Consider the following 14,036-nt stretch of genomic DNA (forward strand, 5'->3'; position numbering starts at 1 on the left):
TATGTAGCGCAGGCTGCGCAGCACATCGTTATTCATCATCGCCGGGGGCGCGTGGACGCCCGCGCCGCAGGCACGGCGCGGTAGTGAAGCGAAAAGGCCGACGATTATACGGCCGCGGCGCGGTCGGCGCCGAGAAGGCTCATTCGAGGCGCGTCTGCCGCTCGGCGGGGCGCCGCGCGCCGGCCACCAGCTTGTCCACCGCCTTGGCCGCGGCGGCCATGCCGAAGCTGGCGGTGACCATCATCACCGCACCGAAACCGCCGGCGCAGTCGAGCTTCACGCCCTCGCCGACGAACGCCTTGGACTGGCAGACCGTGCCGTCCGGCGCCGGGTAGCGCAACTGCTCGGTGGAGAACACGCAGGGCACGCTGTAGTTGCGTCCCGGCGTGCGCGAGAAGGCGTAGTCGCGGCGCAGGGTCGAGCGCACCTTGGCCGCCAGCGGATCGTTGAAGGTCTTGTTCAGGTCGGCGACCTGGATCTGCGTCGGGTCGATCTGCCCGCCGGCGCCGCCGGTGGTGACGACCTGGATCTTGCGTCGCTTGCACCAGGCGATCAGCGCGGCCTTGGCGGCGACGCTGTCGATGCAGTCGAGCACGCAGTCGAGGTGCCCGGTGATGTGCTCGGCCATGCTCTCGCGGGTGACGAAGTCCGCCACGGCGTGTACGCGGCACGCCGGATTGATCGCCAGCAGACGCTCGGCCATCACCTCGACCTTGGCCCGGCCTACGGTGTCCAGCAGCGCATGCGCCTGGCGGTTGGTGTTGCTGACGCAGACGTCGTCGAGGTCGAACAGGGAAATCTCGCCGACGCCGGAGCGCACCAGCGCTTCCGCCGCCCACGAGCCGACGCCGCCGATACCGACCACCGCCACGTGCGCCGCGGCCAGGCGTTCGAGTCCATCGCGGCCATAGAGCCGGGCGATGCCACCGAAACGCTGATCGTCTGTACTCATGCTCACCTCGGAAGAAAAACCGGTGCGCATTATTGGACCGTGCGCCGCGTAGATAAAGCCCGGACCGCCACGCGGCGACCTTCCGCAGGAAAACCGCCGCCGCCGAGCCGCGTCCTTTTCGGCGCGGCCCGGCAGTGGGCGCAGCGCCCGGAGCGCGGGGCATGCGGCGAACTTCTTCACCCCCGCAAGGCCCAAGGCTGTAGGCTGCGAACAGCGGCCCGGATCGCTCCGCAGCGCGCCTGTACACTGGCGCGGACGCCAGAGTAGGATGCGCGCCGACAGCGCTCGCCGCCCTCCCCCGTTCCACGCATCGGAACCTGAAAGCACCTATGTCATCGCGAAAATTTGGTCTCAACCTGGTGGTCTTCCTGGCCATCGCGGCGCTGTTCACCGGTTTCTGGGCGCTCTATAACCGCCCGGTGAGCGCGCCGGACTGGCCCGCGCAGATCTCCGGCTTCTCCTATTCGCCGTTCCGCCAGGGCCAGAGCCCGCAACAGGGCGTGTACCCGAGCGATGAGGAAATCCGCCAGGACCTGGAGCTGCTGAGCAAGCACACCGACAACATCCGCACCTACTCGGTGGACGGCGCGCTGGCCAACATTCCGGCGATCGCCGAGGAATTCGGCCTGCGCGTGACCCTGGGTATCTGGATCAGCAAGGACCAGGAACGCAACGAGCGCGAGATCGCCAAAGCCATCGATCTGGCCAACCACTCGCGCAGCGTGGTTCGCGTCACCGTGGGCAACGAGGCGCTGTTCCGCGAGGAAGTCACCGCCGAGCAACTGATCGCCTTCATGGATCGCGTGCGCGCGGCGGTGAAGGTGCCGGTGTCCACGTCCGAGCAGTGGCACATCTGGGAGGAGCACCCGGAGCTGGCGAAGCACGCCGACCTGATCGCCGCGCACGTGCTGCCGTACTGGGAATTCATCCCGATGGAGGACGCCGGACAGTTCGTCCTCGACCGCGCGCGCGACCTGCGCAAGCTGTTCCCGAAAAAGCCGCTGCTGATCTCCGAGGTCGGCTGGCCGAGCAACGGGCGCATGCGCGGCGGCGCCGACGCCACCCAGGCCGACCAGGCCGTATACCTGCGCACGCTGGTCAACAAGCTGAACAGCCAGGGCTACAACTACTTCGTCATCGAGGCCTTCGACCAGCCGTGGAAAGCCAGCGACGAGGGTTCGGTGGGCGCCTACTGGGGGGTCTACAACCTGAATCGGCAGGCCAAGTTCGCTTTCGAAGGCCCGGTCGTGGCGATCCCGCAATGGCGCCTGCTGGCGGTCGCCTCGGTGGTGATGGCGCTGCTGTCGCTGGCCCTGCTGCTGATCGACGGTAGCGCGCTGCGCCAGCGTGGCCGCACCTTCCTGACCTTCGTCGCCTTCGTCGGCGGTTCGGCGCTGGTGTGGATCGGCTACGACTACAGCCAGCAGTACGCGACCTGGTTCAGCCTGACGGTGGGCGCGCTGCTCGGCATCGGCGCCCTCGGCGTGTTCATCGTGCTGCTCACCGAAGCCCACGAACTGGCCGAGGTGGTCTGGGTGCACAAGCGCCGCCGGCCGTTCATCCCGGTGGTCGGCGACAGCAGCTTCCGGCCCAAGGTCTCGGTGCACGTGCCCTGCTACAACGAGCCGCCGGAGATGGTCAAACAGACACTCGACGCCCTGGCCAACCTCGATTACCCGGACTTCGAAGTCCTGATCATCGACAACAACACCAAGAACCCGGCGGTGTGGGAGCCGGTACGCGACTACTGCGAGCAGCTCGGCCCGCGATTCCGCTTCTTCCACGTCGCGCCGCTGCACGGTTTCAAGGGCGGTGCGCTGAACTACATCCTGCCGCACACCGCGCCCGACGCCGAAATCGTCGCGGTGATCGACTCGGACTACTGCGTCGACCGCAACTGGCTCAAGCACATGGTCCCGCACTTCGCCGACCCGCGCATCGCCGTCGTGCAGTCGCCGCAGGACTATCGCGACGAAAACGAAAGCCTGTTCAAGAAGCTCTGCTATTCCGAGTACAAGGGCTTCTTCCACATCGGCATGGTCACCCGCAACGACCGCGATGCGATCATCCAGCACGGCACCATGACAATGATCCGCCGCACGGTGATGGATGAACTGCGCTGGGCCGACTGGACCATCTGCGAGGATGCCGAGCTGGGCCTGCGCGTGTTCGAGAAGGGCTATTCGGCCGCCTACGCCCACGACAGCTTCGGCAAGGGGCTGATGCCGGACACCTTCATCGACTTCAAGAAGCAGCGTTTCCGCTGGGCCTACGGCGCCATCCAGATCATGAAGGGCCATGCCCGCGCGCTGCTGCTGGGCAAGGGCTCGGAGCTCAAGCGCGGCCAGCGCTACCACTTCATCGCCGGCTGGCTGCCCTGGGTCGCCGACGGCATGAACATCTTCTTCACCCTCGGCGCGCTGCTCTGGTCGGCCGCGATGATCATCGTGCCGACGCGGGTCGATCCGCCGCTGCTGATCTTCGCCCTGCCGCCGCTGGCACTGTTCTTCTTCAAAGTGGGCAAGATCATCTTCCTCTATCGACGCGCCGTGGGGGTCAACCTGAAGGATGCGTTCTGCGCGGCGGTCGCCGGCCTGGCGCTGTCGCACACCATCGCCAAGGCGGTGCTCTACGGGTTCTTCACCAAGAGCATCCCGTTCTTCCGCACCCCGAAGATGGCCTCCAACCACGGCATCCTGGTGGCGCTGGCGGAAGCCCGCGAAGAGGTGTTCGTGATGCTGCTGCTGTGGGGCGCGGCGCTGGGCATCGCCATCGTCCAGGGCCTACCGAGCAACGACGTGAAGTTCTGGGTCGCGATGCTGCTGGTGCAGTCGCTGCCCTACCTGGCGGCGCTGATCATGGCGCTGCTCTCGTCCCTGCCGAAACCGCCCCAGGCGCAGCCCGACGAGGTTCCGGCCTGACGCGGAACGCGCAGCGACGCCCTGACGGCGGCCTTCGGGCCGCCGTTTTTGCTACCATAGCGCCCCTTTGACGCAGCCTGTCCCGCCTTTCGGAGTTCCAGCATGACGGCCCCTTCCGCCCCCCTTTCCGCCACCCTGGAACTCGCCTGCGAGCTGATCCGCCGCCCCTCGGTGACGCCGGTCGACGAAGGTTGCCAGGAACTGATGATGCGGCGCTTGGCGGCGCTCGGCTTCGATCTGGAGCCGATGCGCATCGGCGAGGTGGACAACTTCTGGGCGCGCCGCGGCGGCGAAGGCCCCGTGTTGTGCTTCGCCGGGCATACCGACGTGGTGCCCACCGGCCCGCTGCACGGCTGGCAGCACCCGCCCTTCGAGGCGCACATCGACGGGGACGGCATGCTCTGCGGACGCGGCGCGGCGGACATGAAAGGCAGCCTGGCGTCGATGATCGTCGCGGTGGAACGCTTTGTCGTCATGCACCCGAATCATACGGGCGCCATCGCCTTCCTCATCACCAGCGACGAGGAAGGCCCGGCGCAGCACGGCACCCGCGCGGTGGTCGAACGCCTGCGCGCGCGCGGCGAGCGCCTTGACTGGTGCATCGTCGGCGAACCCTCGAGCAGCACGCTGCTCGGCGACGTGGTGAAGAACGGCCGGCGCGGCTCGCTGGGCGCGCTGCTCACGGTGCGTGGCAAGCAGGGGCATGTCGCCTACCCGCAACTGGCGAAGAACCCGATCCACCTGGCCGCTCCGGCACTGGCCGAACTGGCCGCCGAACACTGGGACGAGGGCAACGCGTTCTTCCCGCCGACCAGCTTCCAGATTTCCAACCTGAACGCCGGCACCGGCGCCAGCAACGTGATCCCTGGCGAGCTGACGGCTATGTTCAACTTCCGTTTCTCCACCGAATCCACGGTGGAGAGGTTGCAGCAGCGCGTGGCCGCCATTCTCGACAGGCACGGCCTGGACTGGCACATCGACTGGGCGCTGTCCGGCCTGCCGTTCCTCACCGAACCCGGCGCGCTGCTCGACGCCGTGGCCAGCGGCATCCGCGCGGTGACCGGCCGCGAAACCCGTCCCTCGACAACCGGCGGCACCTCGGACGGACGCTTCATCGCCACCCTCGGCACCCAAGTGGTAGAGCTCGGCCCGGTGAATGCCACCATCCACCAGATCGACGAGCGCATCCTTGCCAGCGACCTCGACCGCCTAACCGACATCTACTACCAGACCCTCGTCGAGCTGCTCGCCTGATGCTGATCTGCCCGCTCTGCTCAGGCCCGCTGCACGACGCCGACAACGGCGTCGCCTGCCCGGCCGGGCACCGTTTCGACCGTGCGCGCCAGGGCTACCTGAACCTGCTGCCGGTACAGCACAAGAACAGCCGCGATCCCGGCGACAACGCGGCGATGGTCGAGGCGCGCCGGCGCTTTCTCGATGGCGGGCACTATGCTCCGCTGGCGCGCCGCCTGGCCGAGCTGGTCGCCGAACGCACGCCACAGCGCTGGCTGGACATCGGCTGCGGCGAGGGCTACTACACCGCGCAGATCGGCGCCGCGCTGCCGCGCAGCGAAGGCTATGCGCTGGACATCTCCCGCGAGGCGATCAAGCGCGCCTGCCGCCGAGATCCGCGCCTGCACTGGCTGGTGGCGAGCATGGCACGGGTGCCGCTGGCCGACGCCAGTTGCCAGGTGCTGACCAGCGTGTTCAGCCCGCTCGACTGGCAGGAAGCGCGGCGTCTGCTGGCACCCGGCGGCGCGCTGCTGCGCATGGGGCCGAGCAGCGGGCACCTGATGGCGCTGCGCGGCAAGCTCTACGATGAAGTGCGCGATTACGACGACGAGAAACACCTGGCGCTGATCCCCGAGGGCATGCACCTGGCGCACAGCGAGACGCTGGAATTCAGCCTGCGCCTGGACAGCCCCGAGGCCCGCGCCGACCTGCTGGCGATGACCCCGCACGGCTGGCGCGCCAGCGCCGAACGCCGCGAGGCGGTGATCGCCGCACCCTTAGAGGTCGGCGTCGGCATACGTTACGATTGGATCGAACGCGACCTGTAGCGGGCCGCCCACGCCACTGCCGAGAAAACCATGCGCCAACCGGATATCGAGATCTACCTGAAGGATGCCGACCAGCAGAGAGTCGCCGCCTGGCTGGAACAGGCCATCGGCCCCTGCAGCGCCTGGCGCCAGAAGGGCCAGACCTTCAAATGCGAAGCCGCCGGGATTCCCGTCACCTGGGTCCCGAAAGCGGTCGGCAAATGGCACAGCCTGATGCTGGAAAGCGATGCCACGCCATGGGACGACGACATTGCCTGCGCCCGAGACGCCTTCGCCGCGCTCGGCGTGCAGGTGCGCTGCGCACCCGGTAGCTGGCAGGAAGAAGAGAGCCTGGAAGAAGGCGAGCGCTGGATAAAGGTCGATGCCGAAGGCGAGCAGGAAATCGTCTGGCGCACCGACTGAGCGAGGGCCAACGCACGTTGCCGCCGCAGGGTGCGCCGCGCGTTTCGGTGCGCATGGCGCACCCTACGTCTACGTGATGGCCGAGGCCTGCGAGAGACAATCCAACCGCCAAGAAAAAGCCCGCCTGAGGGCGGGCTTTTTCGTTGCCGCAAGGCTCAGACGCGTGCCACGTCTTCCGCCTGCAGGCCTTTCTGGCCCTGGGTCACGGAAAATTCGACTTTCTGGCCTTCGACCAGAGAGCGGTGACCTTCGCCACGGATCGCGCGGTAATGAACGAACACGTCCGCCCCGCTATCACGTTGGATGAACCCATAGCCCTTAGCGTCATTGAACCACTTGACGGTGCCGTGCTCACGATCAGCCATTACCACACTCCCAACTCACATTATTCTGTTCGCCTCCCCGTCTGTGGAAAGGCCTCTACGGTTCCGCAAAAACGTTCTTTCTATCGCTTACAACCAGACCGAAAACGGGCGGGAGCAGGCTATCGAAAAGCGTTCCTGAATGGGCCACGTCGGAGTCTAAGAGGAAGCGCAGGCTCTGCAAAGATTTTTTTTAGGTGACCGCCAAAGGCCCATAAACGCTGGGCTGCAGCTGTTTTCGTCGGACTTCGGCAAGTCATCTGGAGGCTGCGGCAGCGCCATGATGCGTGGGCCGAAAAGGTGCTTCGTGCAGCACCAGAATATGCCGCGAACCACCAGTTGCCCGGATTTCGAGGACGGGGGCTGCGTCCACCGGGCGGTCAGCGACGCGCAGCGACCGACGCCTCATCCCCGAGGCCCGCGCTTTTGCCGGGCAGCGGCGGATACGTCACACTAGCCGCCCCGGGCCGAAGCCCTGCAACCGTAAGACCTGTATGACCCGCTCTCCCTTTCGCCGCCTGATCTTCGGCACCCTGCGTCGCCTGCTCTACCTCTGGGTTCGCTCGGAAACCATCAACCAGTCGGCCTTTCCACTCAAGCTCGATCGCGGCAAACCGGTGGTCTACGCGCTGCGCCAGGCGTCGATCAGCGACCTCGCCGTGGTGGACCACGAGTGCGTCAAGGTCGGCCTACCGCGTCCGGTGCTGCCGGTGGCAGTGGGCGAACTGCTCGAGCCGGCGGCGTTCTTCTACCTGATGCAGGAGCCCGACTGGCTCGGCCGCCAGGACAAGCGCGTCGCCTCGCCGACGCTAGTGCGGCTGGTCAACGCCATCGGCCACAACGCCGCCGAGGACGTCCAGATCATTCCGGTGAGCGTATTCTGGGGGCAGTCGCCCGATCGCGAGACCAGCCCATGGAAACTGCTGTTCGCCGACAGCTGGGCGGTCACCGGGCGTCTGCGCAAGCTGGTAAGCATCCTCGCCCTCGGGCGCAAGACCAGCGTGCAGTTCGCCGCGCCTATCCAGCTGCGCGAGCTGGTCGAACAGGGCAAGGGCAGCGAGCGCACGCTGCGCATGGTCCACCGCATCCTGCGCGTGCACTTCCGCAACCAGAAAGCCGCGGTGATCGGCCCGGACGTGTCACACCGGCGCAACCTGGTGAAAGGCCTGGTGCATGGCCCGCAGGTCCGCCAGGCGATTCTCGACGAGGCCGAGCGCGAGAAGATCTCCGTCGAGCGCGCCGAAGCGCAGGCGCTGAAGTACGGCAACGAGATCGCCTCGGACTACACCTACAGCGCGATCCGCTTCCTCGAAATCATCCTCTCGTGGTTCTGGAACAAGATCTACGACGGCATCAAGGTCCATCACATCGAGCGCGTGCAGGAGGTGGTCAACGGCCACGAGGTGATCTATGTGCCCTGCCACCGCAGTCACATCGACTACCTGCTGCTCTCCTACCTGCTGTTCCGCAACGGCCTGACGCCACCGCACATCGCCGCCGGGATCAACCTGAACATGCCGGTGATCGGCGGCCTGCTGCGCCGCGGCGGGGCGTTCTTCATGCGCCGCACCTTCAAGGGCAACCCGCTGTACACCGCAGTGTTCAACGAATACCTGCACACGCTGTTCAGCAAGGGCTTTCCGGTCGAGTACTTCGTCGAAGGCGGGCGCTCGCGTACCGGGCGCATGCTGCAACCGCGCACCGGGATGCTCGCCATCACCCTGCGCAGCTTCCTGCGCACACACCGCCTGCCGATCCTCTTCGTGCCGGTCTACATCGGCTACGAGCGCGTGCTCGAAGGCCGCACCTACCTGGGCGAACTGCGCGGCGCGACCAAGAAGAAGGAATCGATCTTCGACATCTTCAAGGTCATCGGCGCGCTCAAGCAGCGTTTCGGCAGCGTCTGGGTCAACTTCGGGGAGCCGATCCGCCTGGCCGAGTTCCTGGACCAGCAGCAGCCGGACTGGCGCCAGCAGGAGCTGGGACCGGACTACCGCCCGGACTGGCTTAACAAGGCCACTCACGCGCTTTCCGAGCGGGTCGCGCGGCACTTGAACGAGGCGGCGGCGGTGAACCCGGTCAACCTGGTGGCGCTGGCGATGCTCTCCACTACCAAACTGGCGCTGGACGAACGCGGCCTGGCGCGCATCCTCGACATGTACCTGGCGCTGCTGCGGCGAGTGCCCTATTCCGAGCACACCACGCTGCCGGAGGGCGACGGCAACAGCCTCATCGAGTACGTGCAGGGCATGCAGCTGCTCGCCGAACAGAAGGACTCGCTGGGCAAGATCCTCTATCTGGACGAGCAGAACGCCGTCCTGATGACCTACTACCGCAACAACGTCCTGCACATCTTCGCCTTGCCGGCGCTGCTCGCCAGCTTCTTCCAGAGCAGCCCGCGGATGAACCGCGAGCAGATCCTGCGTTTTACCCACGCGCTCTACCCGTACCTGCAATCGGAACTGTTCATCCGCTACACGCCGGAGCAGCTGGACGCGGTGGTGGAAGAATGGCTCGGCGCCTTCGTCGAACAGGGCCTGCTGCGCCGGGAAGAGGACGTATACGTGCGTCCGGCGCCGAGTTCGCGGCACTTCGTCCTGCTGACGCTGCTGGCGCGCGCCATCATGCAGACCCTGCAGCGCTTTTACATGGCCATCGCCCTGCTGCTCAACCACCCGCAGAACACCCTGTCGGCCGAAGAGCTGGAGAACCTCTGCACGGTCATGGCCCAGCGCCTGTCGATCCTGCACGGGCTGAACGCGCCGGAATTCTTCGACAAGAGCCTGTTCCGCCACTTCATCCAGTCGCTGCTCGACCAGGGCGTCCTGCGCAAGGACGACGTCGGCAAGCTCAGCCACCACCCGATGCTCGGGGAACTGGTGGAAGGCGCCGCGAAACGGGTGCTGCCGCCGGAAATCCGCCTGTCGATCCGCCAGGTCGCGCAGGACCGCAACGAAGAAGCGGGCATCGCTTGATCCCGCAGCCCGGCCCGCCGCAGGCGTTCCGGGCTATGCTTCCCTCCACCCCACCAGAAGGATATCGCCATGTTCCGCCTGACTACCCTGCTCGCCGGCCTGGTACTGTCCAGCCAGGTGCTCGCCCTCTCGCTCTCCGACCTGTCGCAGACCGATGCCAGCGGCGGACTCAAGGACGCCCTCGCCCAGGGTGCCAAGGTCGCCGTACAGCAGCTCGGCAAGCCGGGCGGTTTCAGTAACAACGACGAGGTGCGCATCGAGCTGCCGGGCAAGCTCGGCAAGGCCGCCAAGACCATGAAGATGATGGGCATGGGCGCCCAGGTCGACGCGCTGGAAACCAGCATGAACAAGGCCGCCGAGGCTGCCGTGCCGCAAGCCCAGGCGCTGCTGGTGGATGCGGTGAAGAAGATGACCGTGACCGACGCCAAGAGCATCCTCGCCGGCCCGAAGGACTCGGCGACGACCTACCTGGACAAGACCAGCCGCGAGCAGATCCGCGCCAAGTTCCTGCCCATCGTCAAGCAGGCCACCGACCAGGTCGGCCTGGCCAAGCAGTACAACAGCTTCGCCGGACAGGCCGCCACCTTCGGCGTGGTCGACGCGAAGAGCGCAAACATCGAAAGCTATGTCACCGAGCAGGCACTCAACGGCCTGTTCGAGATGATCGCCAAGCAGGAAGCCAGCATCCGCGACAACCCCGCAGCAGCAGCCACCAGCCTGGCGAAGAAGGTCTTCGGCGCTCTCTGAGCGCAGCGCCGCACGCGTCGGCCGACGCGCTGCGGCAGCCTCTTCCCGCCTGAATCCCGGATAAAAAAAGGCCACCCGAAGGTGGCCTCAAGAAAAACGAAAGGGAGAGTGTTGCCCTACACCGCCGCGACGGGACGCATGTAGGAAATCGGCGCGCTCTGGGCGTCTTCGAACGTCACCACTTCCCACGCATCCTTTTGCGCGATCAGCGTGCGCAGCAGGAGGTTGTTCAGTGCATGACCCGATTTGAAGCCTTGAAACTCGCCAATCAGGCTGTTGCCCAGCAGGTAGAGATCGCCGATGGCATCGAGAATCTTGTGTTTGACGAACTCGTCCTCGTAACGCAGGCCGTCCTCGTTCAACACGCGGTTCTCGTCGACCACGATGGCATTTTCCACGCTGCCGCCGAGTGCCAGGTTCTGCGAACGCAGGTACTCGATGTCACGCATGAAGCCGAATGTCCGCGCCCGGCTGACTTCCTTGACGAACGAGGTGCTGGAAAAATCCACGCTCGCGGTCTGGGTGCGGTTACGGAACACCGGATGGTCGAAGTCGATCTCGAAACTCACCTTGAACCCGTCGAAGGGCACGAAGGTGGCGCGCTTGTCGCCTTCTTCCACGGTTACTTCACGTTTGATGCGGATGAATTTCTTCGCCGCTTCCTGTTCCTGCAGCCCCGCGGACTGGATCAGGAACACGAACGGACCGGCGCTGCCGTCCATGATCGGAACTTCCGAGGCGGACAGTTCCACATAGGCGTTATCGATGCCCAGGCCGGCCATGGCCGAAAGCAGGTGCTCCACGGTGTCCACCTTGGTCTCCCCCTTGAACAGGGTGGTCGACATGGTGGTTTCGCCCACGTTCTCGGCCCGTGCGGGGATTTCCACGGTCGGGTTGAGATCGGTGCGACAGAACACGATTCCGGTATCCACAGGGGCCGGTTTCAGGGTCAGGTAAACCTTTTCCCCGGAGTGCAAGCCGACGCCCGTGGCACGGATGGTGTTCTTCAGGGTGCGTTGTTTGATCATGGCTTTGGCCGCTTTTGCGCTATCGAGAATTGTTGTCAACAATGGCCGGGAATGTTAGCAGAACCGGCCTTTGCTGAACACCAATCACCACAATGCGCCTGATACATTCCATTAATCAGCCTGGCGACGCAGGAACGCCGGAATATCCAGATAATCCAGGTCGTCATGCGGGTTGAGCTTGGCGGCGGTGGCGCTGCCGTGGTTCTGGCGCATGACGGTAGGACGATCCAGATCGCGGTAGTTGACGGCGGCTTCCTGGCGCGCCGGAGCGGGCTGGGCAGCGGCTGCAGCGGGCTGCACGGTGTTGTCGATGACCTTGACCGGCTTCTCGATCTTCGCGCCCAGACCGGTCGCGACCACGGTGACGTGCAGCTCGTCGCGCATGTCCGGATCGATGACGGTACCGACCTTGACGGTGGCGTGTTCGGACGCGAACTGCTCGATGATGTTACCGACGTCGGAGTACTCGCCCAGCGAGAGGTCGGGACCTGCGGTGATGTTGACCAGGATGCCGCGGGCGCCCTGCAGGTTGACGTCTTCCAGCAGCGGGTTGCGGATCGCCGCTTCGGTGGCTTCGCGAGCGCGGTTCGGGCCGCTGGCACAACCGGTGCCCATCATCGCCATGCCCATCTCGCTCATCACGGTTTTCACGTCGGCGAAGTCGACGTTGATCATGCCGGGACGCTTGATGATGTCGGAGATACCGCGAACGGCGCCGGACAGCACGTCATCGGCCTTGGCGAAGGCGGACAGCAGGCTGGCGTCCTTGCCGAGGATGGTCAGCAGCTTCTCGTTGGGGATGGTGATCAGCGAGTCGACGCTGTCAGACAGCGCGCGGATACCTTCGTCGGCGATCTGCATGCGCTTGCGACCTTCGAACGGGAACGGACGCGTGACCACGGCCACGGTGAGGATGCCCATTTCCTTGGCGACCTGGGCGATCACCGGGGCGGCGCCGGTACCGGTACCGCCGCCCATGCCGGTGGTGATGAACACCATGTCGGTGCCCTGCAGCACTTCGGCGATGCGCTCGCGGTCTTCCATAGCGGCCTGACGGCCGACTTCCGGGTTGGCGCCCGCGCCCAGACCCTTGGTCACGCCTGGGCCGAGTTGCAGCACGGTGCGCGCGGAAATGTTCTTAAGCGCCTGTGCGTCGGTGTTGGCGCAGATGAATTCGACGCCTTCGATGTTGTTCTTCGCCATGTGATTGACGGCGTTACCACCGCCACCACCGACACCGATGACCTTGATTACTGCGCTTTGCGGGATGTTGTCTACGAGCTCGAACATGGTCCCCTCTCCTTTCATTTTCTAGTTGTATTGCCAACAGCACACTTAATTTCAGAAATTGCCCTGGACCCAGCGCTTGAGCCGCTCCAGAACAGGTGTCTTGGTTTCTTCGCCGTAGTTACCGACGCTGGACATGGAAATACCATCGTTCTGCTTTTGCAGACCGTAAAGCAGCAGGCCCACGCCTGTGGAATAGATGGGGTTGCGGACGACATCCGCGAGGCCCTTGACGGTGTGCGGAACACCCAGCCGAACCGGCATGTGGAAGATTTCCTCGGCCAGTTCGACCGCGCCTTCCATCTTCGCCGTGCCGCCGGTCAGAACGATCCCTGCGGGGATCAAGTCCTCGTAACCACTGCGTCGCAGCTCGGCCTGGATCAAGGTGAAAAGCTCGTCATAACGGGGTTCGACCACTTCGGCCAGAGCTTGTCGGGAGAGTTCCCGGGGTGGGCGGTCGCCCACGCTGGGGACCTTGATGGTCTCACCGGCGCCAGCCAGTTTGGCCAGGGCGCAAGCATATCGAATCTTGATCTCCTCGGCATACTGCGTCGGTGTGCGCAGCGCCATCGCGATGTCGTTGGTGACCTGGTCGCCGGCGATCGGGATCACCGCGGTGTGGCGGATCGCACCTTCGGTGAAGATGGCGATGTCGGTGGTGCCGCCGCCGATGTCGACCAGGCAGACGCCCAGCTCCTTCTCGTCGTCGGTGAGCACCGAGTAGGCCGAGGCCAGTTGCTCGAGGATGATGTCGTCGACCTCGAGACCGCAGCGACGCACGCACTTCTCGATGTTCTGCGCCGCGTTCACCGCACAGGTCACCACGTGCACCTTGGCTTCCAGGCGCACGCCGGACATGCCCAGCGGCTCGCGCACGCCTTCCTGGTTGTCGATCACGTAGTCCTGCGGCAGCGTGTGCAGCACGCGCTGGTCGGCGGGGATCGCCACGGCCTGGGCGGCGTCGAGTACGCGCTCCAGGTCGGCGGGGCTGACTTCACGATCGCGGATGGCGACGATGCCGTGGGAATTCAGGCTGCGGATGTGGCTGCCGGCGACGCCGACGAAGGCCGAGTGGATGCGGCAACCGGCCATCAGCTGGGCTTCTTCGATGGCCCGCTGGATCGATTGCACGGTGGACTCGATGTTCACCACGACGCCTTTCTTCAGGCCGCGCGACGGATGCGTACCGATGCCGACGATTTCCAGTTGGCCATCGGCCGACACCTCACCCACCAGCGCCACCACCTTGGAGGTACCGATGTCGAGGCCGACGATCATCTTGCCGCTTTGCACGCTTGCCAT

General features: G+C 65.4%; 11 protein-coding genes. 6 read left to right on the top strand and 5 right to left on the bottom strand.

The annotated features are described in order from the left end of the window. Positions 1-139 precede the first annotated feature (139 nt). The gene (gene tcdA, locus QMX85_RS14245; RefSeq protein ID WP_282341911.1) at positions 140-952 is read right to left on the bottom strand and encodes a tRNA cyclic N6-threonylcarbamoyladenosine(37) synthase TcdA; all 813 of its coding nucleotides are present in this window, start codon (positions 950-952) and stop codon (positions 140-142) included. 329 nt (positions 953-1,281) lie between these two features. On the opposite strand from tcdA, the gene QMX85_RS14250 reads away from it, so the two are divergent. The 4 genes from QMX85_RS14250 to QMX85_RS14265 all read left to right on the top strand — a co-directional run bounded on the left by QMX85_RS14250 (position 1,282) and on the right by QMX85_RS14265 (position 6,335). After that, complete coding sequence (locus QMX85_RS14250) at positions 1,282-3,873, top strand: glycosyltransferase (protein WP_282341913.1); 2,592 nt, start codon at positions 1,282-1,284, stop codon at positions 3,871-3,873. Positions 3,874-3,975: 102 nt separating this feature from the next. Then, positions 3,976-5,127: a succinyl-diaminopimelate desuccinylase gene (gene dapE, locus QMX85_RS14255; RefSeq protein WP_282341916.1), complete on the top strand. Its 1,152-nt coding sequence runs from the start codon at positions 3,976-3,978 to the stop codon at positions 5,125-5,127. Then, positions 5,127-5,933 (top strand): putative RNA methyltransferase, encoded by an 807-nt coding sequence (locus QMX85_RS14260; RefSeq protein WP_282341917.1) that lies wholly within the window; start codon positions 5,127-5,129, stop codon positions 5,931-5,933. Before dapE ends, QMX85_RS14260 begins: the two co-directional genes overlap by 1 nt. Before the next feature lie 30 nt (positions 5,934-5,963). Next, positions 5,964-6,335, top strand: coding sequence for a hypothetical protein (locus QMX85_RS14265; RefSeq protein WP_282341919.1), 372 nt, complete (start codon positions 5,964-5,966; stop codon positions 6,333-6,335). 155 nt (positions 6,336-6,490) lie between these two features. Here the strand turns inward: QMX85_RS14265 and QMX85_RS14270 are convergent, their stop codons facing one another. Continuing rightward, entirely contained in the window at positions 6,491-6,700 is a 210-nt protein-coding gene (locus tag QMX85_RS14270) for a cold-shock protein (protein ID WP_090226589.1), read from the bottom strand. A 491-nt stretch (positions 6,701-7,191) separates the two neighbouring features. On the opposite strand from QMX85_RS14270, the gene plsB reads away from it, so the two are divergent. Continuing rightward, on the top strand, positions 7,192-9,672 hold the full coding sequence (plsB, locus tag QMX85_RS14275) for a glycerol-3-phosphate 1-O-acyltransferase PlsB (protein WP_282341921.1): 2,481 nt from the start codon (positions 7,192-7,194) through the stop codon (positions 9,670-9,672). A 69-nt stretch (positions 9,673-9,741) separates the two neighbouring features. Continuing rightward, on the top strand, positions 9,742-10,419 hold the full coding sequence (locus QMX85_RS14280) for a DUF4197 domain-containing protein (RefSeq protein ID WP_282341923.1): 678 nt from the start codon (positions 9,742-9,744) through the stop codon (positions 10,417-10,419). Between the two features lie 116 nt (positions 10,420-10,535). Here the strand turns inward: QMX85_RS14280 and lpxC are convergent, their stop codons facing one another. The 3 genes from lpxC to ftsA all read right to left on the bottom strand — a co-directional run bounded on the left by lpxC (position 10,536) and on the right by ftsA (position 14,036). Continuing rightward, on the bottom strand, positions 10,536-11,447 hold the full coding sequence (lpxC, locus tag QMX85_RS14285; protein WP_090226580.1) for a UDP-3-O-acyl-N-acetylglucosamine deacetylase: 912 nt from the start codon (positions 11,445-11,447) through the stop codon (positions 10,536-10,538). A gap of 111 nt (positions 11,448-11,558) precedes the next feature. Further along, positions 11,559-12,737, bottom strand: a complete 1,179-nt coding sequence (gene ftsZ / locus QMX85_RS14290; RefSeq protein WP_090226578.1) for a cell division protein FtsZ — start codon at positions 12,735-12,737, stop codon at positions 11,559-11,561. A 51-nt stretch (positions 12,738-12,788) separates the two neighbouring features. Continuing rightward, on the bottom strand, positions 12,789-14,036 hold the full coding sequence (gene ftsA / locus QMX85_RS14295; RefSeq protein WP_282341927.1) for a cell division protein FtsA: 1,248 nt from the start codon (positions 14,034-14,036) through the stop codon (positions 12,789-12,791).

The sequence above is a fragment of the Pseudomonas sp. PS02288 genome (assembly GCF_029959715.1).
Classification (GTDB): Bacteria; Pseudomonadota; Gammaproteobacteria; order Pseudomonadales; family Pseudomonadaceae; genus Pseudomonas_O; species Pseudomonas_O kuykendallii.

What these genes read in the sequence shown, in the direction of transcription:
- ftsZ (WP_090226578.1), bottom strand. Translation starts at nt 12,737, where the DNA reads ATGTTCGAGCTCGTAGACAACATCCCGCAAAGCGCAGTAATCAAGGTC.
- QMX85_RS14250 (WP_282341913.1), top strand. Translation starts at nt 1,282, where the DNA reads ATGTCATCGCGAAAATTTGGTCTCAACCTGGTGGTCTTCCTGGCCATC.
- QMX85_RS14270 (WP_090226589.1), bottom strand. Translation starts at nt 6,700, where the DNA reads ATGGCTGATCGTGAGCACGGCACCGTCAAGTGGTTCAATGACGCTAAG.
- ftsA (WP_282341927.1), bottom strand. Translation starts at nt 14,036, where the DNA reads ATGGCAAGCGTGCAAAGCGGCAAGATGATCGTCGGCCTCGACATCGGT.
- lpxC (WP_090226580.1), bottom strand. Translation starts at nt 11,447, where the DNA reads ATGATCAAACAACGCACCCTGAAGAACACCATCCGTGCCACGGGCGTC.
- QMX85_RS14280 (WP_282341923.1), top strand. Translation starts at nt 9,742, where the DNA reads ATGTTCCGCCTGACTACCCTGCTCGCCGGCCTGGTACTGTCCAGCCAG.
- tcdA (WP_282341911.1), bottom strand. Translation starts at nt 952, where the DNA reads ATGAGTACAGACGATCAGCGTTTCGGTGGCATCGCCCGGCTCTATGGC.
- plsB (WP_282341921.1), top strand. Translation starts at nt 7,192, where the DNA reads ATGACCCGCTCTCCCTTTCGCCGCCTGATCTTCGGCACCCTGCGTCGC.
- QMX85_RS14260 (WP_282341917.1), top strand. Translation starts at nt 5,127, where the DNA reads ATGCTGATCTGCCCGCTCTGCTCAGGCCCGCTGCACGACGCCGACAAC.
- QMX85_RS14265 (WP_282341919.1), top strand. Translation starts at nt 5,964, where the DNA reads ATGCGCCAACCGGATATCGAGATCTACCTGAAGGATGCCGACCAGCAG.
- dapE (WP_282341916.1), top strand. Translation starts at nt 3,976, where the DNA reads ATGACGGCCCCTTCCGCCCCCCTTTCCGCCACCCTGGAACTCGCCTGC.